The sequence below is a fragment of the Arachidicoccus terrestris genome (assembly GCF_020042345.1).
Lineage (GTDB): Bacteria > Bacteroidota > Bacteroidia > Chitinophagales > Chitinophagaceae > Arachidicoccus > Arachidicoccus terrestris.
In genome coordinates this window covers 4,453,111-4,477,444 of sequence record NZ_CP083387.1, presented here as the reverse complement: position 1 = coordinate 4,477,444, position 24,334 = coordinate 4,453,111, and the positions used below count along the sequence as shown (strand labels likewise).

22 protein-coding genes are annotated in these 24,334 nt (G+C 43.0%); 12 read left to right on the top strand and 10 right to left on the bottom strand.

Features of this window, described 5'->3' with window-relative positions; genetic code table 11:
- Window positions 1-32 precede the first annotated feature (32 nt).
- Window positions 33-890, bottom strand: a complete 858-nt coding sequence (gene mazG, locus K9M52_RS17515) for a nucleoside triphosphate pyrophosphohydrolase (RefSeq protein ID WP_224069735.1) — start codon at window positions 888-890, stop codon at window positions 33-35.
- A 315-nt stretch (window positions 891-1,205) separates the two neighbouring features.
- Between mazG and K9M52_RS17510 the strand changes: the two genes are divergently transcribed.
- The 4 genes from K9M52_RS17510 (at window position 1,206) to K9M52_RS17495 (ending at window position 6,208) form a co-directional block, all read left to right on the top strand.
- Window positions 1,206-1,847 carry a TetR/AcrR family transcriptional regulator gene (locus K9M52_RS17510; RefSeq protein WP_224069734.1) on the top strand — a complete coding sequence of 214 codons (642 nt, stop codon included), beginning with the start codon at window positions 1,206-1,208 and terminating at the stop codon, window positions 1,845-1,847.
- 35 nt (window positions 1,848-1,882) lie between these two features.
- The gene (locus K9M52_RS17505; protein ID WP_224069733.1) at window positions 1,883-3,259 is read left to right on the top strand and encodes a TolC family protein; all 1,377 of its coding nucleotides are present in this window, start codon (window positions 1,883-1,885) and stop codon (window positions 3,257-3,259) included.
- Window positions 3,260-3,332: 73 nt separating this feature from the next.
- Window positions 3,333-4,448, top strand: coding sequence for an HlyD family secretion protein (locus K9M52_RS17500; RefSeq protein ID WP_224069732.1), 1,116 nt, complete (start codon window positions 3,333-3,335; stop codon window positions 4,446-4,448).
- Between the two features lie 161 nt (window positions 4,449-4,609).
- Window positions 4,610-6,208 carry a DHA2 family efflux MFS transporter permease subunit gene (locus K9M52_RS17495; protein WP_224069731.1) on the top strand — a complete coding sequence of 533 codons (1,599 nt, stop codon included), beginning with the start codon at window positions 4,610-4,612 and terminating at the stop codon, window positions 6,206-6,208.
- Between the two features lie 136 nt (window positions 6,209-6,344).
- Here the strand turns inward: K9M52_RS17495 and K9M52_RS17490 are convergent, their stop codons facing one another.
- The 3 genes from K9M52_RS17490 to K9M52_RS17480 form a co-directional block, all read right to left on the bottom strand.
- Window positions 6,345-7,628, bottom strand: a complete 1,284-nt coding sequence (locus K9M52_RS17490) for a DUF445 domain-containing protein (RefSeq protein WP_224069730.1) — start codon at window positions 7,626-7,628, stop codon at window positions 6,345-6,347.
- A 202-nt stretch (window positions 7,629-7,830) separates the two neighbouring features.
- Window positions 7,831-9,027, bottom strand: a complete 1,197-nt coding sequence (locus K9M52_RS17485; protein WP_224069729.1) for a C1 family peptidase — start codon at window positions 9,025-9,027, stop codon at window positions 7,831-7,833.
- Window positions 9,028-9,253: 226 nt separating this feature from the next.
- Entirely contained in the window at window positions 9,254-10,048 is a 795-nt protein-coding gene (locus tag K9M52_RS17480) for a M15 family metallopeptidase (RefSeq protein WP_224069728.1), read from the bottom strand.
- 114 nt (window positions 10,049-10,162) lie between these two features.
- Between K9M52_RS17480 and K9M52_RS17475 the strand changes: the two genes are divergently transcribed.
- From K9M52_RS17475 to K9M52_RS17455, 5 genes are all read left to right on the top strand, one after another.
- Window positions 10,163-10,624: a septal ring lytic transglycosylase RlpA family protein gene (locus K9M52_RS17475; RefSeq protein ID WP_224069727.1), complete on the top strand. Its 462-nt coding sequence runs from the start codon at window positions 10,163-10,165 to the stop codon at window positions 10,622-10,624.
- A 133-nt stretch (window positions 10,625-10,757) separates the two neighbouring features.
- Entirely contained in the window at window positions 10,758-11,579 is an 822-nt protein-coding gene (locus K9M52_RS17470; protein WP_224069726.1) for a glutaminyl-peptide cyclotransferase, read from the top strand.
- Between the two features lie 60 nt (window positions 11,580-11,639).
- Window positions 11,640-13,094 carry a CCA tRNA nucleotidyltransferase gene (locus K9M52_RS17465; RefSeq protein ID WP_224069725.1) on the top strand — a complete coding sequence of 485 codons (1,455 nt, stop codon included), beginning with the start codon at window positions 11,640-11,642 and terminating at the stop codon, window positions 13,092-13,094.
- A gap of 135 nt (window positions 13,095-13,229) precedes the next feature.
- Window positions 13,230-13,790 carry a plasmid pRiA4b ORF-3 family protein gene (locus K9M52_RS17460; protein ID WP_224069724.1) on the top strand — a complete coding sequence of 187 codons (561 nt, stop codon included), beginning with the start codon at window positions 13,230-13,232 and terminating at the stop codon, window positions 13,788-13,790.
- 162 nt (window positions 13,791-13,952) lie between these two features.
- On the top strand, window positions 13,953-15,311 hold the full coding sequence (locus K9M52_RS17455; protein WP_224069723.1) for a hemolysin family protein: 1,359 nt from the start codon (window positions 13,953-13,955) through the stop codon (window positions 15,309-15,311).
- Window positions 15,312-15,381: 70 nt separating this feature from the next.
- On the opposite strand, the gene K9M52_RS17450 is transcribed toward K9M52_RS17455, so the two are convergent.
- The gene (locus K9M52_RS17450; RefSeq protein WP_224069722.1) at window positions 15,382-15,663 is read right to left on the bottom strand and encodes a DUF721 domain-containing protein; all 282 of its coding nucleotides are present in this window, start codon (window positions 15,661-15,663) and stop codon (window positions 15,382-15,384) included.
- Window positions 15,664-15,726: 63 nt separating this feature from the next.
- Window positions 15,727-16,344, bottom strand: coding sequence for a riboflavin synthase (locus K9M52_RS17445; RefSeq protein ID WP_224069721.1), 618 nt, complete (start codon window positions 16,342-16,344; stop codon window positions 15,727-15,729).
- Window positions 16,345-16,645: 301 nt separating this feature from the next.
- Here K9M52_RS17445 and rpsU point away from each other — a divergent pair, with 301 nt between their 5' ends.
- The 3 genes from rpsU to K9M52_RS17430 all read left to right on the top strand — a co-directional run bounded on the left by rpsU (window position 16,646) and on the right by K9M52_RS17430 (window position 18,331).
- Entirely contained in the window at window positions 16,646-16,843 is a 198-nt protein-coding gene (gene rpsU / locus K9M52_RS17440) for a 30S ribosomal protein S21 (protein ID WP_224069720.1), read from the top strand.
- A 64-nt stretch (window positions 16,844-16,907) separates the two neighbouring features.
- Complete coding sequence (locus K9M52_RS17435) at window positions 16,908-17,948, top strand: tyrosine-type recombinase/integrase (RefSeq protein WP_224069719.1); 1,041 nt, start codon at window positions 16,908-16,910, stop codon at window positions 17,946-17,948.
- Window positions 17,945-18,331, top strand: a complete 387-nt coding sequence (locus K9M52_RS17430; RefSeq protein ID WP_224069718.1) for a diacylglycerol kinase family protein — start codon at window positions 17,945-17,947, stop codon at window positions 18,329-18,331. The genes K9M52_RS17435 and K9M52_RS17430 overlap by 4 nt, the downstream gene beginning before the upstream one ends.
- A 333-nt stretch (window positions 18,332-18,664) precedes the next feature.
- Here the strand turns inward: K9M52_RS17430 and K9M52_RS17425 are convergent, their stop codons facing one another.
- From K9M52_RS17425 to K9M52_RS17410, 4 genes are all read right to left on the bottom strand, one after another.
- Window positions 18,665-20,008, bottom strand: a complete 1,344-nt coding sequence (locus tag K9M52_RS17425) for a transposase (protein WP_224069717.1) — start codon at window positions 20,006-20,008, stop codon at window positions 18,665-18,667.
- A gap of 549 nt (window positions 20,009-20,557) precedes the next feature.
- The gene (locus K9M52_RS17420; protein WP_224069716.1) at window positions 20,558-21,325 is read right to left on the bottom strand and encodes a succinate dehydrogenase/fumarate reductase iron-sulfur subunit; all 768 of its coding nucleotides are present in this window, start codon (window positions 21,323-21,325) and stop codon (window positions 20,558-20,560) included.
- Between the two features lie 126 nt (window positions 21,326-21,451).
- Entirely contained in the window at window positions 21,452-23,428 is a 1,977-nt protein-coding gene (locus K9M52_RS17415; RefSeq protein WP_224069715.1) for a fumarate reductase/succinate dehydrogenase flavoprotein subunit, read from the bottom strand.
- 78 nt (window positions 23,429-23,506) lie between these two features.
- Entirely contained in the window at window positions 23,507-24,178 is a 672-nt protein-coding gene (locus tag K9M52_RS17410; protein ID WP_224069714.1) for a succinate dehydrogenase cytochrome b subunit, read from the bottom strand.
- Window positions 24,179-24,334 lie beyond the last annotated feature (156 nt).

The window sequence follows — 24,334 nt, the reverse complement described above, 5'->3', positions numbered from 1 at the left end:
CTATACTCTACCGAAGGTTGGCGGGTTCAAGACTACCGCTTCTTTTCTTTTAATATTTGTTTAGCTTCATTCCATAAATTGTTCATCTCATCAAAGTGCAGATCCGCATCCGTAATACGGCGGCCTCTTTCTTCTGCCAGCCTTTCCATCAAATTAAACCGGTTGATGAATTTTCTGTTGCAGCCTTCCAGTGCTTTATCGGGATCCAGCTTCAAAAAACGTGCATAATTAATGAGTGAGAAAAAAACATCTCCTAATTCTTCTTCCATGGCTGCCGGGTCTTCCGCTTTTTCCGCCTCTAATAATTCCTGCATTTCCTCCTGCACTTTGTCATAAACGGCCTTTGTATCGCCCTCAGGCCAGTCAAATCCGGCCTGGCGCGCCTTTTCCTGAATCCTGGCCGCCTTAATCATAGATGGCAGCGCGTTTGGGACACCACTCAAGATCGCGGCTTTTTCTTTATCTTGTTTAATTTTCTGCCAGTTACGTTTAACATCTTCCGAGTTCTCCACGCGAACATCGCCGTATATATGAGGGTGGCGTCGAATCATCTTGTTGCTTATTGCCTCTATGACATCAACCAGGCTAAACACCTGTAGTTCCTTGCCGATCCGGGCATAGAAAAGTAAATGCAGCAAAATATCCCCTAATTCACCCTTAATGTCTTTCCAGTTCTTTTCATCAATCGCTTCTGTGAGTTCATATATTTCTTCCAGGGTCATTGCCCGCAGCGTATCAACCGTTTGTTCCTTATCCCAAGGGCATTTCTCCCTGAGTTCATCCATGATGTTCACCAGTTTCATAAATGCTTCACTAAGCCCCTCGTCTTTGCTGATCCTGTTGAGCTCCATCGATGTCCGGTCTAATGATGTAATATCCTTTGAATCCATCTTTTAATGCTATAATTTGACCTAAAAATACATCAGCGCCATCAAGTAGCCTAATTGCAGCGCAACTGCAGTCGTTTGCAACAACTCCTAAATCTATTTATAAGCGGGGTGCCTGCCCGTTGCGCTGCCTCAGGCCGATTATATAACCGGTAATTCAAACCTATAATAATATACAATATATTTATTATCAATATATTGTATATTATTATTCGGCGTAAAATTAAAAAAAAATCAAAAATAATTAAACAAATGTTTGATTGATTTAAACAATTGTTTAATTTTGCATCTTCAAAAGCAAAAGAAAGGAATTGGGATATGTCAGACAAAAAATCTCATATTATTAATGTAGCCATAGAGCTATTTTCAAAAAACGGCTTTGAAGGCACTTCCATGCGGGATTTAGCCAGCGCCGCTGGCGTAAACATCGCCATGATCAATTATTACTTTGGCAGTAAAGAAAAGCTCTTTGAGGCCATAGTAGAAGGACGTTCAGAAAAAGCCCGTAAAGAATTGGAAGAATTGGCACAGGATCCAAGCATGAGTGCTATACAGAAAATGGATCGGATTATTGAAATGCAGGTAGCGAAAGTATTGGAAAAAAGACACTTTCATAAGGTATTGCAAAATGAGGTGATGCTAAACAAAAGGCCCGAACTCAATATTGCGATCGGTAATATTTTCAAAAAGAACGGCGCCATTCTAAGAAGCATATTAGAAGAAGGCGTTAAAAACGGAGAGTTCAATAAAGTCGATAACGGACTAGTGGTCTCCTCAATCATGGGCACCATTAATCACGTATTCCTGTCCCGAACGATCTGTAATCTGATCTTTGAGCCAACACCCCAATACGGAGACCCTTTTGAAAATCCGAAAATTAAAAAAAGAGTAATTGACCACCTGAAATCGTTGATCCACGTGTATTTATTAAAAACACCGCCAGAAACAAAACAGGAATAATACTCGACACAACTGAATTGTAAAACAAATTTTAGATGAATCAAACATTTAAAAAAGCGGGATATTTGATGGCGCTGGCTACTGTACCTGCTATTTTATGGGCCCAACAACCAACAAAAAGCCTAAGCCTGAATGAGGCCATTGAGCTAGGCCTCGGGCATAGTAAAAAGCTGTTGCTTTCTGATGCTGCCGTACAGCAGGCCGAAGCCAGTTTACAGCAATCCAGAGACGCTAAATTACCCGACCTCAAGGTTAGTGGAGCTTATTTATATCTGGCACAGCCCCATTTAGACCTTAAGTTTAATCAGGACAACAACGATGCAGGTTCAGCTGAAGAAGAAAGTTCCTCCAGCAGCTTTCCTAAAGTGAACCAGGCTGTATATGGTATGCTCAGCGCTTCGATGCCTTTGTATGCAGGTGGCAAGATCTCCAATTCCATAAAAAGCGCTGAATATCTGGCAAATGCTACGAAGCTGGATGCAAAAAATGAAAAAGAAGCCGTTGTTCAGAATATTATCAATGCGTACTATAATCTATACAAAGCAGATGCGCAATTGAAACTGGTTAAGGAAAATCTGCGTACGGCTGAACAACGTGTAAAAGATTTCTCCAATTTAGAAGCCAACGGTATTATTGCCAGAAACGACTTGATGAAAGCAGAGTTACAGCAAAGTAACATGGAGCTCGCCGTTTTGGATGCCCAGAATAACCGTAAAATCACCAACTTTAATTTTAATCTCATGTTGGGTTTGGACGACAGCACAAATATCCAGGTAGACACTACCCAGGTGGGTACGCCAGCCTCCGTGGAGAGCCTTTCTGAATTAATTGAACTGGCACGTTCCAACCGGTTTGACTACCTGGCCACCGTGGAAAGAAGCCAGGCCGCTGCCTATAATACAAAAGCAGTACAAGGTAACAAGTACCCCACTATTGCGCTAACCGGCGGCTATGTCGCTGCAAATGTTCCTAAGGCTCTCAGTCTCTATAATGCTATTAATGTGGGCGTAGGCGTGAGTTATGATCTGGGTGCTTTATATAAGAATGGTGCGAAAGAGCGGTCCGCAAAAACGCAAGAGCGTATCCAGGAGATCAAAAGGGCAGAGCTCGACGATGATATTCAAACCGAGGTTTTCCAGGCCTATAACAATTACACCCATCAATTAAAAAAATTAGATGTATTGCAAAAGGCCATTGAACAGGCTGAAGAAAACTATCGTATTACTAAAAACAAATACGATAATGCCCTGGCGACGGCTACAGAACTATTTGATGCGGATGTCGCCCAGCTGCAGGCACGGATCAATATGGCCAACGCAAAAGCTGATGCGGCTGTCGCATATAATAAGATCTATGAAACCGTTGGCGTTCTGAATAAACGGGTTCACAATTTATCCACAGCCACCAATTAAAATAATAAAGAAGGCTTTATAACGGGAAAGCCAGACAGTTTAGCTAATCATTAATAATCATAAAGCGAGAAAAATGTCTCAGGAAAATAACAATACATCAACCAAACCCAAGAAAAAATCAAACGCCCTATTTGCGATCATTTTCTCCATACTGGTCGTAGCAGGTATCATTTACGGCGTAATAGCTTTTTTACATGCGCAAAAACATGAAGAAACAGATGATGCGCAGATTTCCAGTGATATCAGTCCTGTAATACCTCATGTTTCCGGCTATATTAAAAACGTATTGGTCAAAGACCATCAATATGTTCATAAAGGAGACACGCTGGTTATCCTGGATGATCGTGACTTTCAGATTGCTCTGGAAAATGCAAATGCCGGGCTAGCCACTGCTCAAAGCGGTGTCGATGTTGCCAGTGCCGGTATAGGCGTTGCGCAAAGCAATATTGTGAGTTCCAGAACTTCTATAGAAACCGTGGATGCGCAGATTGAAGCTGCCAAAGTGAAACTCTGGCGTGCCAATAGTGATTTCGAACGTTATAGTAATTTAATTAAGGACCATACCATTACACAGCAACAATTTGAAGAGGCAAAGGCGACCAAGGAATTAGCAGAAAAACAATTGGATATCCTGCAAGCCCAAAAAAATGCGGCCGCTAAAAACGTGGCAGCAGTTGCTTCTCAAAAGTCTGTCTCGTCCAGCCAGGTCACTTCCGCCCAAGCGAAGATTAAACAGGCGCAGGCTTCTATCGACGCCGCAAAGCTCAATTTGTCCTATACGGTCATTACGGCTTCTGTCGACGGGCAAGTCGGTACCGTAAACCTGCAGCCGGGTCAGTTCGTTGCAGCCGGGCAGGCGCTTTTTGAGATCGTTCCTAATTTGAAAAGATGGGTCGTTGCCAATTTTAAAGAAACACAAATGACGCGTATCCGCAAAGGACAGGACGTGGAAATACATGTAGACGCTTATCCCGATATGAATATCAAAGGAAAAGTTTCGTCTATATCACCTGCGACCGGTGCCAAAATGGCCCTGTTGCCGCCTGACAACGCGTCCGGTAACTTTATTAAAGTCGTTCAGCGTATTCCTGTTCGGATCGACCTGACCGGGGTGTCTGACTCTACCTTACAGATGCTGAGTTCTGGTATGAGTGTAGATGTGGATGTCTTATTGACTTCCGGTAACTAATATTTGAAAATGGACGTTTGCGCGATGTTCACCCGTTGCGAGAGGCCGGCGCGACAGGAATAGCGCTCAAGACAACCCAGTTGCCTTTCTGCGACGTTGAATCTGGTTATTTCTATAGCAGTGCCGCTGGCCCATTTTTGTTTAAAAGATGATAATTTACAATGAGTAATACAAGCCAAATTCAAAACCCGCAGGATTCTTTAGTTGAATATGGCGCCAGGAGAGTGGTGATTGTCATTACAGCCATTCTCTGTGCCTTGCTTGAAATCGTGGATACCACCATCGTTAACGTAGCGCTCAATGATATGAAGGGAAACCTTGGAGCGACTTTAAGTGAGATTGGTTGGGTGATTACGGCTTATGCCATCGGTAATGTGATTATTATACCGATGACCAGCTGGTTGAGTCAGCAGTTTGGTCGCAGAAACTATTTTGCCGCTTCGGTGATTCTGTTCACGGCCTGTTCTTTTTTCTGCGGTAACGCAACCACCCTTTGGGAACTGATCTTATTCCGGTTCCTGCAAGGGGTAGGAGGCGGTGCCTTACTGGTGACCTCCCAAACCATTATTACCGAGGTCTTCCCCATCGAAAAAAGAGGAATGGCGCAGGCTATTTACGGCCTGGGAGTCATTGTTGGCCCTACGCTGGGGCCCCCGTTGGGTGGTTATCTGGTGGAGACCTATAGTTGGCCTTATATCTTTTTTGTTAACATCCCCATTGGTATCGCCGCGGCGATTATGACCCTTAAATTTGTCCGCAGTCCCAAATATGGTCAAAAGAAAACTGCCCGGGAGGTGGACTGGTTTGGCATATTTTTCCTGATGATGGCCGTTGGTTGTCTGCAGTTCGTACTGGAGAAAGGACAGGAGGAAGATTGGTTCAGCTCAGAAATCATTCTTATCTGTTCGGTCATATCCGCAATCATGTTCTACTTCTTTATATGGCGGGAGTCTGTGGCAAAAAATCCCATTGTTAACCTGAGAGTACTCAAAGATAAAAACCTGGCTATCGGAACGATTCTGACATTTATATTAGGTTTTGGTCTTTATGGTTCTACCTTCATTATTCCGCTGTACTTACAGAATATCCTGGGCTGGACGGCCTATCAGGCAGGGCTGATCATGGTGCCTTCAGCGGTCGTGACGGCGATTATGATGCCTATTATCGGTGTGCTGATGCAAAAAGGCGTGAAACAGCAATTATTGATTTCCCTGGGGTTTGTCCTGTTCTTTGTATACAGCCTGTGGGGCTATAGAATCCTGACACCTTTTACCGGTTTTTATGATTTTTTCTGGATGCTCATGCTGCGTGGCTTTGCCCTGAGTATGATCTTTATTCCGATAACCACATTGGCGCTCTCAACCCTGACGGGCAAATCCATTGGCGAAGGCGCTTCCTTTACCGGTATGGCCCGCCAGCTTGGCGGATCTTTCGGAGTAGCCTTGATTACGACCTTTATGACCCGTCAATCATTTAGCTACCGCACTGACATGGTAGGGAACACAAATCCGGCCAATGGTATTTTCCAACAAAAATATGAAAGCCTGGTAGCCATGTTCACCCATAAGGGAATGGCCCTTAACCAGGCCCGGGAAGCGGCCTATAAAGCAGTGGACGGAATGATTATGAAACAAGTGGCGATCCTCTCTTACATGGATGTCTTCTTATATATCGGTATGATGTTCCTGATCTGTGTACCTTTCGTATTGATGGTCAAAAACAGTAAAAAGAAAATGGATATGAGCGCAGCGATGCACTAAATATTTTTTATTGCATACAGGCTGGCCCTGCTTCAGCATATAACCTAATCATTTTGTCGGATTGCACTCATTAACAGCATCTGTCTTTGAAAAATTAACGATTCTCAAGGGCAGATGTCTTTTTTGTAACAAGGACCTATAATAACAATGTAAGCGAATAAATCAAAAGACCGACCAAACCACCGACAACCGTTCCGTTGATACGGATAAACTGGAGGTCTTTACCGACCTCCAGCTCCAGTTTTTCGCTCAGATCCTTTCCCTGCCAGCCGCCCACCGTCCTGCTGATGAGTTCTCCGACACGTTGCCTGTTACGTAAAGTTAACCGGTAAGCATTGATCCGGGTCCAATTGTTAACCTTTTCGGCCATTGTGGCGTCCGTTTTCAGGCGATCAGAAAGTTCTAAGATCTGGCGATCGATATAACGGGACAGCTTGGTTGTTTGTCCGCTCTTGGGATGATAGCTAAGCTCTTGCAGCAGCATATCCTTGAGGTATTGCCAGGCCATCATGGCATACCCCTGCAGTTGTGAAGGCGAAATCAATCCGGCTTTCAGCTGCTGAAGATCAGCCTCATATTTATCAGTGTGCCTTAAGTCGGATGAAAGAGCACTTAACCGGCCACGTATCTCTTTTCTCAAAGGATGATCGGGCGTTTCGTGGATCTCATGTACATAATTGGCCAGCCCAACCGTAATGCGATTCGCCAGCATATTGTCGACAAAACCCGGGACCAGAAAACCGCTTTCTTTTTTCACACGGGCCCGTACCAGATCTTCATTTTCTGCGATATAGATTTTCAGCTTCTCCAAGAGATAATCCATTAAACGCTGGTCTTGTCCCTGCGCGACCAGCATATCCAGCGCACTACCCAAGGTTGGGCCTAACCGGACCGTCTCTAGTAAATCCTGTCCTTTGTCTTTCAGAAACCCGGCAGCCGCTTCATCGTCTGTATTTTCCAACAGTTCTGTGGCCATCTTCATTATTTCTTCCAATAACAGGCTGCGATTGCCCGAGGCAGCCAGATAATTGCCCGCCATGGTTGCCACGTCCAGCTTTTCAAAATAGGGCCGCAAAGCAGCGGGGTTTAAAAAATTATCTACCACAAAACCACCAAGATTGCTGCCAATAGCAGCCTTTCTCCTTTCTATCAGGTTGGTATGCGGGATGGGCAGACCCATGGGATGATGAAAAAGAGCCGTCACCGCAAACCAGTCTGCCAGGGCTCCCACAACGCCGGCCTCCGCAAAGGCGCGCACAAAGCCCATCCAAGCCTGAGGGCTTTTTTTCATCATAAAGACCATCAAAAGATAGATTACGGCCATCAGGACCAGACAAAAAGTCGCGAGGGTTTTATGCTTTTTTAATTGCCATTCTTTTGTGCGGTCCGGGGTTATGGAGGAGGCCATTGTTATAAACAAATATAAAAGTTAAAAGAATCATGGGTGTAGATGTCTTGATCTGCACCGGTGGAGTAAAAATACGCTAAATCAACTGCAATGTTGTATCTAGTTGCCATAAAAAGGCAAGGCCTGCCGCGAAATATATCACAACAGGCCTTATCTTTTAAAATTGAAAAAGATGTACACCAATTTCAATTATGATTCCACTGCCACAATTTAATTATAAGGACATTTTCTTTGCTAGTCCTTTAGGCACTGCCTTTTTATTCACCAGCATAGAAGTGGTCTTATACTGAACATAGGCTTTGGACACATATAGGAAACCTTTGTAATCGTTTTTGGTTCCCCATGAATTCTTTACAATATAAAACTCTTTGCCATCCTGGTCTTTAGCCATTCCAACGATATGCATACCATGATCATCAGTAGTTGTGTAATCTTCCAGACCTTTTTGGCGCAGTTCAGGAGTCACATTCAATTCTGTGCGGTCACCGTTATAAATGGCAGCCTTCTCATCACGGGTCAGCTTTTTACCCTCTAATGCCTGGGCATTTTGAGGTACAAAAGCCACGCCGTTTGGCCAGCTAAAATAAGGCTCAGAAACATCCGCACCCCAGCCTACTGTATAACCATTTTTCAGGGCATTATCAATAATATCAGTCATGTCTTTAGGCGTGATGTTGTAATCCCACTGATAAGCCCAGTTATCAGAGGCCATCATCATCGCTTTCTGATAATATGGTGTCGAAGTCTGAGAAATAAACTCTACGTAATTATTTGCATCAAGATGAGCGACTTCTTTAGCGAAGGTTTCCGGGGTATATGTCTTACCGTTATATTGAAAAGACTCAGGCACGGCACCCAGACTATCATCCAGGATCTTTTTGAATTCGGCCTTCCAGGCAGCCGGATCGATCTGTCCTTTAATAGCGATTACAGAATCCAGTAATGCTTTCAGTTTCTTTTGCATTGGACCGAAATGATTAATCTTTTTCCCATGAACCAAACCTGTATAGACTGATTCTGGCAGTGTTCCGTATTTAGCATACATATTAATCACATCATGCCCTTCACCGCCATCTCCCCAGTTCAGACCACCCTGCATCAGCACATAAGCATTGGCCTTTTCCATATAAGCCTGACGGACTGTATAGATTTTGGAAAGGTGAATAGGTGCCTGGCCGTTTTTGATCATTTCTGATTCCAGGAAGGAATTAGCAGAATAACTCCAACAAGTGCCGGAAGAGCCTTGATTCTCAACAGGAGTGGTTGAAAGATCAATCACGTTTGTAAACTGGAATCCTTGTTTTGCAGCATCTGTTGCATTTTCACTCGCTTTGTTAACCAGGTTCACTTGCGCAGTAGCCATGGATACCGTCAGGAGCACCGCAAAAGCTGAAAGAAACGTTCTTTTCATTGTTCTCTTTGATTGGTTTAGATATAATAATTGTTATTGTTTGATTGATATAAACGGGCTATTACATTGTACTGCCGTTTAGCCGCTATAAGCAAAAAAACAACCCGGATTAACTTTAACCAGGGTAAGGTTGCCAAAGATAGGCGCCCCTGCGCTATATTCAAAAAAACTTTTGAACATCTGTTAGTTTAACCGCTAAAATTAGATGCTTATCGCAGCAGCAGGTTTAAAGAGCATCAAAAGGCAGGTCCATTAAATAATATAGGTTATTACTACCTGGATAGGAAAAATGCCACCATTCCGTTCTCAACGGTTTGAACCCACCTTCCATCATCACCTTTTTTAACAACTCCCTGTTTTTCAAAACTTTATAGGGTAAATCCTTATAATCCTGATGCGCTTTCTGGGTAAAATCATCAAACGGCGTTGGCATCGGAACTGTCTTACCGGTTATAAGGTCATACAGGGTAAGGTCAACCGAGAGCCCTCTGTTATGGCCACTGCCATGCCGAGGGTCAGCGGCATAGCGGTCATCCGGTACCACTTTCCACATCTTGACAGTAACACTATAAGGTCGATAGGCGTCATAGACCAGGAGGCCATATCCCATTTTTTCTAAACGGACAGCTATCTTTTTCAGAGCTATGGCTGCCGGTCTCCTGAGATATGCTGCCGGCGCCTCGTAAAGAACTGTACCTGTAAAATTACGTGGCGTAGCGTACACAAAATCAGTTTTCAGGTGTGGGACGAAGCCTGCCAATGGCTCGAGTATCAAATTAGGATAGGTTTTAACTCTTGTACGGTACCCTTTAATATCTTCAATTACTTTCAAACCATATTTATTTATTTTGTATGTTTGGGCATTTAAGACATTAAGTACCGGAAAGAGCATCCATATACTCAACAGGCAGGCATATAGGTGCCGATAGCCCCATACCGTCGTCACTGCAGACATAGTTGACAGCCCGGTACGGCAACGGTTGGGTAGCGCAGTTTTTTGTGTATGGATTCTATGCATCATCGGTTTGTTATATCTGCCCAAATAATGATAATATCTGGGCCAAAATAACCAAATAAAGTGGATCTGGCAAACCAGACCGCCTGAAAACACAAAAGCATTAAAGTGATATAATTCATGACGATCAAATCTGCCACCGCTATTATTATGTTTATAACGGCCTGTATAACCATCAGGCCTATCAGCAGTCTTGGCCAGTCTCACCCTAAATCTGTGCAGATAACAAGGGGAGCTGACGGACAAAAGATTGTATATGGAAAGGCAACACATTATAGCCGGAGCCTGGATGGCACGAAAACGGCTATCGGTACCCGCTATCGCAATAGTAAACTCACCGCTGCCAGCAACTTTTTTAAGCTCCGCACCTGGGTTCGGGTTACCCGACTTTCTAATGGCAAAAGTGTCACTGTTTATATCAATGACCGGATGCACCGCTCTATGGCCAGCAAAGGCCGGATCATCGATCTTTCTGTAGCCGCGGCCGAAAAGCTCCACTTTATGGGACCAGCCGGCATTACAAGAGTAAAGGTAGAGGAGATCCCGGAAAATGTGGCAGTCTCTGTTAATGATAATGATTGAGCATAGAAGCATGACAAATCCATACCTGCATGCCATAAAGACTTAATTTTGGTTTTTGCAAAATTAATCGGGAATTTAGCGCACGCTAAAGTAACCGACTATTTTAATTAGAGGGTTTAAAATCAGAAAAAATATGCCACGTAAAAAATATATTATTTTTCCGTTAATGCTGCTGGCCATTGCCTGTGGTAACAGTTCAGGAGATTCCGCCGGCAACGACACCGCTATGCCGCCGAAAAAGGTAACTGACTATACAGTCGTGAAGATTTATCCGCATGACCCAACTGCTTTTACGGAAGGATACTACCTTAAAGGGGACACTGTTTATGAAAGTACCGGTAACCCCGAGAATAAACCTGGGCTTACCCGGCTTTATTGTTATGATCTGGCTACAGGGAAGGTCTTTCAGGAGATCAAACTCAGTGCGAAAGATTTTGGAGAAGGAATCAGTGAAATAGCTGGAAAGATCTACCAATTAACCTGGCAACAGCATGTGGTTTACGTCTATGACGCTAAAACGCTGAAAAAAGAAAAAGAGTTCAGTTGGAATAAAGAAGGCTGGGGCATGACCACTGACGGTACACAGCTTATCCTCAGTGATGGCAGCAGCCATATTTATTACGTCAATCCAACGGATTTTTCTGTCATAAAGACTTTGAATATCCAGGGAGAATATGGGCCTTTGTCACAAATCAATGAACTGGAATATGTAGACGGATTTATATTTGCCAATGTATGGCAGACAAAAAGCATTGTCAAGATTGACCCTGCGACCAGTAAGGTGGTCCATACCTATGATCTGACCGATATTCGGAAAAACAATGGAATCTCGGAAGACGATGGGGGTGTTCTTAACGGAATTGCCTATAATAAAGCCACCGGTAACTTGGTAGTAACGGGTAAGAACTGGCCTAAATCTTTTGAAATTAAATTAAGGTCTGAAACGGACAAATAGTATAGAATATTAACCTACTGATTATAATTGTATTGTAGCAATCAATTATAATTTTCATTTATGAATCGAATGGATTTTGACTTTCCCGTCTCGCAAAGGGAACAATTCGTCTTTAACAAGCTGGCAGCCACCTCCGACGAGCTGGGCATGGAAGTCTACCTGATTGGTGGCTATCTTAGAGATAAGCTCTTAGGGCGGCCTACGAAGGATATCGATCTCCTGACCGTGGGCGATGGCCTTATGCTGGCCAGAAAGATCGCAGAAAGGTTTCAGCCGAAGCCTCCCGTTTCTCTGTTCAAGACATATGGGACGGCACAAATCAAGCTGCCCGACCTGGAAATTGAAGTTGTAGGCGCCCGTAAAGAAAGTTACAGTGAAAATAGCCGCAAGCCGGATGTGGTGGCAGGCACTTTGCAGGATGATCTGGAAAGAAGGGACTTTACAATCAACACGCTGTATACCCGGATCAGTACAAAGTACCCAGATAGTGGCATCATTCAGGACCCGTTTAACGGCTTGACAGATCTCAAATTCAAGGTGATCCGGACGCCGCTGGAACCCGCAAAAACATTTAGCGATGACCCGCTCAGAATGCTCAGAGCTATCCGTTTTGCGACTCAATTGCAGTTTACGATTGAGCAGTCCGCTCTGGAAGGGATTATAAAGGAAAAAGAAAGAATCAGGATCATCTCCGGGGAAAGAATTGCCGATGAACTCAATAAGATCATGCTCGCCACTAAACCGTCAATTGGTTGGGACCTTTTGTTTAGAACCGGTTTGTTGGATATTATATTTCCACAACTTACTGCTCTCGCGGGTGCCGAGAATATGGATGGAATCGGCCATAAAGATAACTTCTATCACAGTATACAGGTATTGGATAATATAGCCCCACACACCAGAGATTTGTGGTTAAGATGGGCCGCATTGCTACATGACATTGGCAAACCTGCTACAAAGCGTTTTGAGAAAGGCCATGGCTGGACATTCCATGGGCATGAAATGGTTGGAGCTAAAATGGTACCTAAGATCTTTGCCCAACTAAAATTACCGCTCAATGAGAAAATGCGCTACGTTCAGAAGCTGGTCAGCCTGCATATGCGGCCGGTCAGCCTCACGAAGGAAAATATTACAGACAGTGCTATAAGAAGGTTATTATTTGACGGGGGAGCAGAGACTGATGATCTGATGACCCTATGCGAAGCGGATATTACCAGCAAAAACGCCGCCAAAGTAAAACGTTTTAGAGCCAACTTCGAACTGGTCAGAAAAAGAATGGAACAAGTGGAAGAATCGGACAAAATGCGAAACTGGCAACCTCCGGTATCCGGCGATCTGATCATGCAGACTTTCGGCATTTCCCCTGGTAGGGAAGTTGGTATAATTAAAGATCATATTCGGGAATCCATTATAGACGGAGTGATCGCTAATAGCTATGAGGAAGCTTACCAGCTGATGCTGAAAAAAGGGCAGGAGCTGGGGCTGCGTCCAGTTGACGGGGAACGGACACCATAATACGTTTCCAATCCCTTGCAGGCCTGACAGCTTGCCAAACCTTTACCTCTGGCCGGCTTTTTGTGCAAGTCTTATGTGTACTGACGGTAATTTATTTATGATAAGTATTATAATCAATTTCTAAACTGAGTTATTATGGCCGTATTGAAATTCAGGGTATATGTAGAGGAAGATAACGGGATTTATAGAGATATTGTTATCCAAACCTCTCAAGTTTTCCAAGAGCTGCATTCCTGCATTTTGCAGGCTTACGCCTTTGATCAGAAACATCAGGCGACTTTTTACAGAAGCAATGAAAACTGGCAGCGCGGCCGTCAGATTTCTCTGGAAAAATACGATCGCCCATACCGCGTAGATCCATTGATCATGGCTGACACTGTAATTGGCACAGAAATTAAAGATACCAATCAGCATTTTATCTATGAATATGATTTCGATAAAAACTGGATCTTCCTGTTGGAACTTATCGGCATTAATAAGGATGCTGATCCCAGAAAAGCCTATCCTTATATTAGCCGCACGGAAGGTATCGGCCCGCAGCAATACGGAAACAAAAGTATTCTGTCGGATCAGTTTATCGATATTGAAGAGAAATATGATCTGGATAAGAATGCAGAAGGTTTTGAAAATGAAGGCGGTAATGAGGAAGATGAAGACACTGATACGGGCGAGGATAGTTATGCAGATGATTTATAAAGCCAACCATATGCGAATAACCGAGTTAAAGTGAGCCGCGGTGGTATGATTCATTGACCCGTTTTAGCTTTTTTGCCTGATTTACGTCCCAGTTTAACCAAATATTTTTTACTATTAGCGGCAATTTGTGTAATATTGTATTTATTCACATGACTTAAAACAATGATTTCTGATATACCTCCGGCTTCGCAGTCCGTTGACATTTTTAAAATAATACTAACCATTTTCCTGGTTTTATTAAATGGTTTTTTCGTTGCTGCTGAATTTGCTATCGTCAAAGTTCGTTCTTCCCAGATTACTACTACAAAAGGCGCCTCTAAAAAACTGGTCAATACAGCTCGTATTGTCACCAATAATCTTGATAATTATCTGGCAGCCACCCAGTTGGGTGTAACACTGGCCTCCCTGGGTCTTGGTTGGGTAGGTGAAAGTGTCATGACCGGCGTGGTCGTAAAGTTTTTCCATATATTCTCTGTGGATCTCAGCACACCTACTGCCAGCAAGATCGCCATCGTATTAGCATTTGTGCTGATCACCATCCTGCATATTGTATTTGGTGAGCTGGCGCCTAAATCCATTGCGATACGTAAATCCGCTCAAACCACTTTATTGGTAGCCGTACCGCTCAGGATATTCTATTTTATATTCAGACCTTTTATTTTATTACTGAACTCTATGGCCAATCTGATCCTCAAGATGCTGGGTATTTCGCCGGTAAAGGAACAGGATATCCATACAGAAGAAGAAATTAAAATGATCATTACTGAAAGTGAAGAAGGGGGGGCCATAGAAGATTCTGAACGGGAATTAATTAATAACGTCTTTGACTTTGACTCCAGAAGGGTAAGAGAGATTCTGACCCACCGAAAGGATATTGTCGCACTGGATATCGACACCAGTTTCGATGAAATCGTCAATACGGTGGTCGCCGAAGGCTATTCTCGTTATCCAGTCTACAAAGATACGCTCAACGAGTTGGTGGGTATTCTAACCGTAAAGGATATTCTGCAGTTTGTTAATGCAGGCAAGACCAGGGATATCAAAAAGATCCTACGGCCGGTTTTCTATATTCCGGATTCTATGAAAATAAAGGACATTCTAAAATCTTTCCAGAAAGATCACCTGCAAATTGCCGTTGTAACTGACGAATACGGAGACCTGGCAGGGATTGTAACGATGGAAGATATCCTAGAGGAACTGGTGGGCGATATACAGGACGAGCACGATGCAGAGCTGCCAATTGTTGAACAGCAACCAGATGGAAGCTTTTTAGTGCAGTCCCATGAGACACTGGAAGATATCAACGAATATCTGCCAAAGGAATTTCCTGTCAACGATGATGATTATTCCACACTTTCCGGATTGATTACCTTCCGCCATGGCAGTGTACCCGTAGAAGGTGAAGTACTGGAGCAAGATGGCTATGAGATCACCATTCTTAAAATGTTCAGAAGCTCGGTGGAAAAGGTCCGCTTACGATTGTTAGCAGACAGCGTCACGCAGGATACAGAGGATAAATAATTATGTAAGCAACTAGTCGCTGAATTGAATAGAGAAAGGAGCTAACCCTTTTTTCATAGATGTACAGATCTTAATTAATAACCACCTCAGTGACCGTTCCCGGTCCCATTTTTTCATTGATCCGCTCAATAATAAGCGGCTTTTGAAACATTAATTCACTTTTTAGCGGACCATTAGTGGTAGTAATAAAAAGTTTCTGATTAATGATCTGTAGCTTGCTGGTATATTTAGCGATCACTTCTCCCATTATCTCCAGCCATACCTGTTCAATAGCAGCAGTCTTAACACCGTTTTTTAGCCGACTTTTTTGCATAAAGTTTTTCATGGCATCATTAATGGAAAATTCTGGCATAGCAGGAGTAATGTTTAAAAAATGAATTAGATGATAATGAATGTTAATGTAATTTTTTCCGGCTCAGACCGCTGAAACAATTGGAGAGGTATTCACCGCAAAAGTCTGCATCCGGGCAATATATTTGCCAATGACATCAAACTCCAGATTAACGAGATCACCTTCCATAACCTGACGGATGCTGGTATGCGCATAGGTATAAGGAATGATGGCTACAGAAAACTGGCCATCTGTCACATCAAAACAAGTCAGACTAGTTCCTGAGACTGCTATAGAACCCTTTTCTATGATCAGATGATTGAATGCTTTGGGAAAACTAAAACGGTATAAATAACTACCGTTTTGCGGCGTTACTGCTGCACAGGTACCGGTAGCATCCACATGCCCCTGTACAATATGGCCATCCAACCGTCCTCCTAATGTCATACACCTTTCAACGTTGACCATTTTGCCGGGTTGCCATTGGCTGATATTGCTTTTCCGAATGGTTTCTTCTATAGCAGTGACCTTATATTGGTTTTGCTCGATGGCTTCTACCGTCAGGCAGATCCCATCATGGCTAACACTTTGATCTACTTTAAGTTCAGATGCAATAGGAGATTCCAGCCAAAAGGCCAGGTTACCGTCTGCCGACTGCACTTTTTTTACTTGAGCAACTGTTTCTATAATACCTGTAAACATAGCAGCAAAGTTACTCCAAATAAACCGCATTCTGAATAAGATAAGAAAAGCGACTCATGGAAAAAGAGAAACACTCGATAAGAAAGCAGCAATTTTCCCTGCATAAGTTGTTTTTTACTAATGATGATCCTGTTCTTTCATAAGATCGGGATTCTAAAAACTGTAGATTACCTGATCTTAACTAATTAACAATCAATACAAAATAATTTTACAGCTGTAAAAAGACATTCCATTTCTTGTCAAATCTTTAATTTAGATGTAGATTTGCACATCTTTTAACCAAAAGGGGGTATATAAAATTATGTTGATTATTGATTCAAAAGATTGTGAGAACATCGATAAGGCGCTCAAAAAGTATAAAAAGAAATTTGAGAAAAGTAAGACGTTATTGCAATTAAGAGAACGCCAGCACTTCACTAAGCCGTCTATTAAACGTCGTATGGAAGTCCGTAAAGCGATCTACAAGCAAGACATTGCTTCCGGCAAAATCGAGAAGTAATCCCACAATTATCAATAACGATAAGATTTTAGCCTTAAAGTAGTAACTTTAAGGCTAATTTTTTATGGACCAGTCAACACCAACATATGAGGGCACTGCAGGATCCGTTGCGGCGGTCAGTCAATTTCTGGATTATCTTCGTTTTGAAAAGCGGTACTCCGAACATACCGTCAAAGCCTATCTGACAGATTTAAATCAGTTTTTTGACTATCTGGCGACTGAATATACCGGACTGAGTTTTGAGGTTGTAAAGACGCCTGTCATGCGCTCCTGGATGGTCAAATTAAAAAACGACGCGGATCACCCAATCGGTAATAAAAGCCTGCATCGTAAAATCTCTTCCTTAAAGTCCTTTTATAAATATTTATTACGCAGACAGTTAATAAAGTCTTCTCCACTTACAGCTATTACGCTTCCAAAAATCAATAAAAGACTGCCTTCTTTTTTAAAGGAGAAGGAAGCAGATGAATTAATAAACCCGGCAAGGATAGAAGGTTTATTGGAAACGGTAACATTAGATCAGAATAAGATATCTCATTTCATGGGTATTACTAGCCGTGAAAAGCTTGATAAACGAGCCTGGAAGAAGTATTTTACTGAATTGACCGCCTATCTGGCCATTTGTCTTTTTTATGAATGCGGTATCCGGCGCAGCGAACTCATTGCATTAAAGGAAAAAGACATTGATGATCGCCTTAAGCAAATAAAAGTTTTGGGCAAGGGCGGTAAAGAAAGATTGATCCCAGTAGCCGCATCTTTATTGGCATTAATCGAAAAATATACCTGTGAAAAAAAACAAATACCTGAGCACGAAGTCCATAATCCGCAAAGTGTTCTATTAACTGGCTATAATGGCAAACCACTGTATGCCAAAAAAGTCTACAATATGGTACGCGACATGGTAGCTGAGGTTACGGATCTGAAAAAGAAAAGCCCGCACATTTTACGACATAGTTTTGCCACGCATTTACTTAGCGCAGGCGCAGATCTGAGTGCCGTAAAAGAACTACTTGGCCATGCCAGCCTGGCAGCCACTCAAGTCTACACTCATACAAATATAGAAAAACTCAAGGAAGTTTATAAAAAAGCCCATCCAAAATCATGAAATTGAAAGGTAAAACGCCTTTTTCCTGGAAGAAAAGAGGGATATCTTTCCGGTATGCCTGGAAAGGCATTCAGTATGCATTTAAGAGCCAACATAACATGTGGCTGCATTCCGCAGCAACCATTATCGCTATTGTGCTGGCGGTACTACTGAACATTACGGCTATAGAATGGCTGATTATCTTATTCTGTATTACTTTGGTGATGGCGCTTGAGATTATCAATACTGCCATTGAGGTACTGGCCGATCATTTGCATCCGGAGCAGCATCCTAAAATAGGGTTAGTGAAAGATCTGGCCGCAGGCGCCGTCCTGATAGCCGCCCTTATGGCTTTTATTATTGGTTGCTGGATTTTCGGAGTCAGGATAATAAATTTTTTTTAAACGTTGCTGATACCTGACCATCTTTTGCTTTTATTCAGTTCTGCCGGCTGTAATTCAGATAAAATTTGCTTTTACGATTTGACCTGGCATAAATTGATTTCATGAATATCGAAAAAGAAAATAGATGGTCTCAGTTATAAGGAAATAAGTGTAAAATTAAATAGGGTGTTCCTGTAAACTCGAAAAGGAGTTGCTACATATTAAGTATTAAAATAATAAAGCCTCTCTTTTTTCTGTAAAAAGGAATTAAAGAGAGGCTTTTTTGTGGATGGGACATAGCAAGGCCATTAGACCTGTTATTTAGTCCGGTTGGATAAGGTAAGCGTGCCAATTCTAGGCCGCTGTGCTTTTAATCTGTGCGGCCGCCTGTTGCATTCTTTTGCTGATAATGGATGCGTTTGCTGTAAGGATGCCAAAGAAGATCCAGCAGGTCTCGGTAGACTGGTTCCTGGCTTTGATTTTGTTTAAATGATAGTGGTTTTTCTCATTGCCAAAACTTCCTTCCAGGACCGTGCTCCTTTGACGGTTCAGCGCTGCCCGCATCGTTTTAGATTGTTCAACCAAAGCAGGCTTCTGCCTTCCTTTAGGAATAAAATTGGTGGTGATATTGTTTTGACGGCAATACTTTCTGTTGGTATTAGTGGCATAAATAGCATCGGCACTATGATGCGTGCACTTCCCAAAAAGTTTACGGTGCAGATAAATCGTATCCACCAGCTGTGTGCCTTCATTGAAGGCATCATAACTCAGTCGTTGGATAAAACTGATGCCGTCTACCTGTAACTTGTTGACCTTGGCTCCGAACTCTACAGCTTTTATTTCTTTGCCCCGGATAATGGGACGGATGTAGGGCTTGCTGATCGATACGATCCGGTCTTTGATCTGTGGGTTCCTATCCCCGAAAGCTTTGTTATGCTGTTGCTCGTATAGGGTACGTATCGTCTTCAGGCGGGTGGCTTTCCGCTTGCTGATATGAGTTGCGGGGCGGGCCTGCAATTCATCGTTAAGCTGCAGCAGGCGGTACAAAAAACCTAAGAGCTGCTTACGCAGTTTACGTTCCTTACGCCTGCTCTTTTTCCTGCAGCGCTGGTAGTTCAGGAACAGGGTTTTATGTTTCTCGTAGTTACTGCGGCTCTTACGTAATTTCAACTGTTTTCTAAAGAGTTGATTCAACGCATATACTTCCTTACAGGCACCCCACAGCAATTTGCAGTCAGTGGGATGGGCTATATAGGATTCATAACATGTGGCGTCCTCAAAGCTAAAGGCTGTATCTTTTATCCAGGGCTTCCAGTAACCCGCCAGGCACTGCTGCATGGCATCCATATCCAGGTATTGCCCGATATAACTGCGCCACCAGCTGGGAAGATTGGAATCCTTAATTCTCTCACCGGGCCTGAGCCGGATGCCACAAAACAGCTGCATGCTCCAGTCCGTATTAATACGATCGATCAGCATCCGGTCACTGACGCCCATAACGTGCTTAAGGATCATCAGTCCAATACCTCCGCTGACATCAAACCAGCTCTTGCGTCCCTGGCCGGTAACCAGACCCCGGGGACTGGGAATAGTAGCGGATAACTGCTCAAAAGGGATGGCCTTATAAAGAATTCCTAAATCTGTTTGGCTAAAAGACTCATCCAGAAGATTCTCGTAAAAAAAAAGTAGATTTGTCATGGATTATAAAAAAAGTTATGCCCTACTTTGAACACTTTTTGTGCCAAAGCAGGGCAATTTTGTTATAATCCACACCCTGAAACTCAATGGGGATAACTATTACAGCTTTTCAGGAACACCCTAAATATATCTCCAAACACATGCGCAACCATCTCATCGACACTCCGGCTTATCCGCGGGCACTTTACACAGGTTGGCCTGGGATGTCAATTGCTATTCTAACAATTTTGCTGGACAGATAAAAAATAAATACAAAAATAACTATCAGGGACCAGTCCATTCTGTCTGAAACCTGCTCTTTAATAATGCAGACCTTAGTTTAACTGATTGTTATCTGATATATATCAGGCCGTCAAATAAAGTATCTGAAAAATTACACGCATGATACAAGAGAAGCTTTTCCAGCTTTTCGCAAAATATATCCGTGGGGATGCTTCAGAGAAAATGCAATAGTGTAATGCACTATTGGCAAATTCATTCGTTCTTTCTATTAAAAATGCCGGAGATATGATTCTCCGGCATTTTTAATTTATTCGCTAACCCGTCAGCTTAAGCTTCTTCGCTGGTTAGCACGGCTCGCATATATTCTTTATTCAGCCTTGCGATATTGGCAATAGAAATACCTTTAGGACAAGTTGCTTCACAGGCACCGGTAGCGGTACAGGAACCAAATCCTTCTTTATCCATCTGCGCTACCATTTCAATAACACGTGTCTTACGTTCAGGGTCTCCCTGAGGCAACAAGGCTAGCTGAGATACCTTTGCTCCCGCAAATAGCATAGCAGAACTGTTCTTACACGCAGCCACGCAAGCTCCGCAACCAATACAGGCAGCAGCAGCAAACGCATCATCTGCCGATTTCTTGTCAACTGGAATCGAATTAGCATCCGCAGCGTTGCCCGTATTTACGGAAATGTATCCCCCCGCCTGAATCACTCTGTCAAAAGCGGTTCTATCTACCATAAGGTCCTTGACAACGGGAAAAGCTTTTGCCCGCCACGGTTCAACAATAATCGTATCTCCATCCTTAAATGCGCGCATATGCAATTGACAAGTGGTGTTGTTAGCCCAGGGCCCGTGCGGTTTACCGTCTATTACCATTGAACAGGCGCCGCAGATACCTTCTCTACAGTCATGATCAAAAGCGATCGGATCTTCCCCTTCTTCAATGAGTCTTTCATTGAGTACATCAAACATTTCCAGGAAGGACATTTCTGAAGAGATGTTATCAACTTCATAAGTTTTGAATCCACCCTGTGACGCTGCTCCTGGCTGACGCCATACTTTGAGTGTCAAATGCATATTGTAATGTTCCATAATACCTGTTTTGTATTTTTCCTTTCTCCGGCTTTCTGTCATTCAGCTTTTTGCCGGTATCGTATTTAATTATTCATTCAGTTTATCGGACTGATGTCCAGATATCAAATTCCCCGTAAACCTACACTACTTATAATTACGCTGAGTGGGCTGGATTTTTTCATAGACCAGCGGCTCTTTATGTAGCACCCAATTACCGACGGACTTGAATTCCCAGGCGGAAACGTACATAAATTTCTCGTCATTTCTAAGAGCTTCTCCTTCTGCGGTCTGAGATTCTTCCCTGAAATGGCCACCGCAGCTTTCTGCACGGTCCAGCGCATCCAGGCACATCAGCTCACCCAGCTCCAGGAAGTCAGCTACCCGGCCGGCTTTATCTAGCTCAGGATTATATTCTTTATCAGATCCCGGAATTCGTAAATCTTTCCAGAACTCTTCTCTCAGTTCACGAATCTCATCGATCGCTTCTCTAAGTCCTTTATCATTACGGGCCATACCACATTTTTCCCACATGATCTTTCCTAAACGTTTATGGAAATGATCAACGCTGTGTTTGCCTTTAATACCCATCAACTGATCAATTCTTGCTTTCACAACATTTTCGGCGGCCGCAAAGGCAGGATGGTCTGTTGCAATAGGTTGATTATAGATTTCGCCGGCCAGATAGTTGCCCAGTGTATAAGGGATCACAAAGTAACCGTCGGCCAGTCCCTGCATCAAGGCCGAAGCGCCCAGGCGATTGGCACCATGATCACTAAAGTTCGCTTCACCCAGACAGTAAAGCCCTTGTACAGAAGTCATCAGTTCATAGTCAACCCAAAGACCTCCCATAGTATAATGGACAGCAGGGTAGATGCGCATGGGCACTTCATATGGATTTTCTCCGGTAATCTTTTCATACATGTCAAAAAGGTTACCATATTTTTCTTTTACAACTTCCAGACCATGCTCGCGAATAACCGCAGCAGAAGGGTTGTCTATGCCATGCTTGCCACATTCTATCTTGCCATAACGATTGATCGCATCTTCGAAATCCAAAAAAACGGCTTGCTTAGAAGTTCCGACTCCATAACCTGCATCGCATCTTTCTTTAGCAGCTCTGGAAGCCACATCCCTTGGCACCAGGTTACCAAAGGCAGGGTACCTTCTTTCCAGATAATAATCTCTTTCCTCTTCAGGGATCTGGTTAGCCTTTCTCGCATCTCCTTTTTGTTTCGGCACCCATATTCTGCCGTCATTACGCAATGACTCAGACATCAATGTTAGTTTCGACTGGTGGTCACCGGATACGGGGATACAGGTCGGATGGATCTGCGTCATACAGGGATTTGCAAAATAAGCACCCTGCTTATGTGCTTTCCAGGCAGCTGTCACATTACTGCCCATCGCGTTTGTAGATAGAAAATATACATTACCATAACCACCGCTACAAATCAGTACTGCATAACCAAAATGTCTTTCCAACGCACCTGTCAACATATTACGGGCGATAATCCCTCTGGCCTTACCATCAATATTGACGACTTCCTGCATTTCATGACGGTCGTAAACAGTTACGTTACCTAAAGCCACCTGCCTTTCAAGTGCACTATAAGCGCCTAAAAGCAATTGTTGTCCTGTTTGTCCTGCTGCGTAGAAAGTACGTTGTACCTGCACACCACCGAAAGAACGGTTACTGAGCAGACCACCATATTCTCTGGCAAAAGGAACTCCCTGAGCAACGCATTGATCAATAATATTAGCACTGACTTCCGCCAGGCGATAAACGTTGGAATCACGGGAACGGTAATCACCTCCCTTTAAGGTATCATAAAACAACCTGAATGTCGAATCACCATCGTTTTGATAATTTTTGGCAGCATTGATGCCTCCCTGTGCAGCAATGGAATGCGCACGCCTGGGAGAGTCCTGGAAACAAAATGACTTAACCTTATAACCCATTTCCCCTAAAGACGCTGCGGCACTGGCACCTGCCAGTCCTGTACCGATAACGATAATCTCCAGCTTACGTTTATTAGCGGGATTGACCAATTTGCAGTGATCCTTATATTCTGTCCACTTATTTTCTAAAGGTCCTTTGGGTACTTTTGATTCAAATGCCATGCTATGAAAAGTTGTAATTATTATTTGATTCTATTCAGATACAAAAGAACCTGCCTCAAACAGGTTCATCAGTCCGGCTTAGCTTAGCCAGCCAAAATAAAAACTCAGTGGCATCATCGCAAATAATAATGGGACGATAATGGCAAAGCCATTACCGATGCAGATGAGCAATTTATTGTATTTAATATTATGTACACCCAGTGAGCGAAATGCGCTCTGAAAGCCGTGCATCAGATGATAAGCCAGTGCGATCAGACCCAATAAATATACAATGACGATCCAGCCTACACTAAAAGTTACTTTCATGCGCTCATACAGGTTGATCTCTTCGCCGAGTAAAAAACCCTGATGAACACGGTTAGGCAGCCAGAAGTTAGAGATATGAAGAATTAAAAAGATCAGGATCAATGTTCCCAGCAATGCCATGGAACGGCTGTACCATTTGCTGCCACGGTTGCCATAACTACGGGCATATCCAATACCTCTTTTAGCCCGGTTCGACATTTCGAGCATCAGGCCCTGCACGATATGAACAATTAAAAAGAAAAACAGGCCGATTTCCAATACCCGCGGCACCCAGTTGCCTCCCATAAAATGGGCGGCCTTATTAAACATTTCGCCACCATCATTGGCAAATATGCAGACGTTAAGTCCGACATGTACAATTAAAAATAAAATGAGGAAAAGACCTGTGGCACCCATGGTAAATTTTCTGCCAACTGCGGAAGTTAATAACTTTTTAAAGCTCATATCACTTGTTTAGTCTTAAATAATTCGATGCAAAACTACTAAACTAACAGCAGTTTTGTATCAACGAAAAAAAATATTTTTTACAATTTACTGACAATTCACTGCGAACGAAACTCAGATTATACTTTTCTTAATAGTTATTATACTCGTTATGAG

Bases quoted from the DNA above. Each gene is read 5' to 3' on its own strand.
- mazG (WP_224069735.1), bottom strand. From the start codon at position 890: ATGGATTCAAAGGATATTACATCATTAGACCGGACATCGATGGAGCTC.
- K9M52_RS17510 (WP_224069734.1), top strand. From the start codon at position 1,206: ATGTCAGACAAAAAATCTCATATTATTAATGTAGCCATAGAGCTATTT.
- K9M52_RS17505 (WP_224069733.1), top strand. From the start codon at position 1,883: ATGAATCAAACATTTAAAAAAGCGGGATATTTGATGGCGCTGGCTACT.
- K9M52_RS17500 (WP_224069732.1), top strand. From the start codon at position 3,333: ATGTCTCAGGAAAATAACAATACATCAACCAAACCCAAGAAAAAATCA.
- K9M52_RS17495 (WP_224069731.1), top strand. From the start codon at position 4,610: ATGAGTAATACAAGCCAAATTCAAAACCCGCAGGATTCTTTAGTTGAA.
- K9M52_RS17485 (WP_224069729.1), bottom strand. From the start codon at position 9,027: ATGAAAAGAACGTTTCTTTCAGCTTTTGCGGTGCTCCTGACGGTATCC.
- K9M52_RS17480 (WP_224069728.1), bottom strand. From the start codon at position 10,048: ATGATGCATAGAATCCATACACAAAAAACTGCGCTACCCAACCGTTGC.
- K9M52_RS17475 (WP_224069727.1), top strand. From the start codon at position 10,163: ATGACGATCAAATCTGCCACCGCTATTATTATGTTTATAACGGCCTGT.
- K9M52_RS17470 (WP_224069726.1), top strand. From the start codon at position 10,758: ATGCCACGTAAAAAATATATTATTTTTCCGTTAATGCTGCTGGCCATT.
- K9M52_RS17465 (WP_224069725.1), top strand. From the start codon at position 11,640: ATGAATCGAATGGATTTTGACTTTCCCGTCTCGCAAAGGGAACAATTC.
- K9M52_RS17460 (WP_224069724.1), top strand. From the start codon at position 13,230: ATGGCCGTATTGAAATTCAGGGTATATGTAGAGGAAGATAACGGGATT.
- K9M52_RS17455 (WP_224069723.1), top strand. From the start codon at position 13,953: ATGATTTCTGATATACCTCCGGCTTCGCAGTCCGTTGACATTTTTAAA.
- K9M52_RS17450 (WP_224069722.1), bottom strand. From the start codon at position 15,663: ATGCCAGAATTTTCCATTAATGATGCCATGAAAAACTTTATGCAAAAA.
- K9M52_RS17445 (WP_224069721.1), bottom strand. From the start codon at position 16,344: ATGTTTACAGGTATTATAGAAACAGTTGCTCAAGTAAAAAAAGTGCAG.
- rpsU (WP_224069720.1), top strand. From the start codon at position 16,646: ATGTTGATTATTGATTCAAAAGATTGTGAGAACATCGATAAGGCGCTC.
- K9M52_RS17435 (WP_224069719.1), top strand. From the start codon at position 16,908: ATGGACCAGTCAACACCAACATATGAGGGCACTGCAGGATCCGTTGCG.
- K9M52_RS17430 (WP_224069718.1), top strand. From the start codon at position 17,945: ATGAAATTGAAAGGTAAAACGCCTTTTTCCTGGAAGAAAAGAGGGATA.
- K9M52_RS17425 (WP_224069717.1), bottom strand. From the start codon at position 20,008: ATGACAAATCTACTTTTTTTTTACGAGAATCTTCTGGATGAGTCTTTT.
- K9M52_RS17420 (WP_224069716.1), bottom strand. From the start codon at position 21,325: ATGGAACATTACAATATGCATTTGACACTCAAAGTATGGCGTCAGCCA.
- K9M52_RS17415 (WP_224069715.1), bottom strand. From the start codon at position 23,428: ATGGCATTTGAATCAAAAGTACCCAAAGGACCTTTAGAAAATAAGTGG.
- K9M52_RS17410 (WP_224069714.1), bottom strand. From the start codon at position 24,178: ATGAGCTTTAAAAAGTTATTAACTTCCGCAGTTGGCAGAAAATTTACC.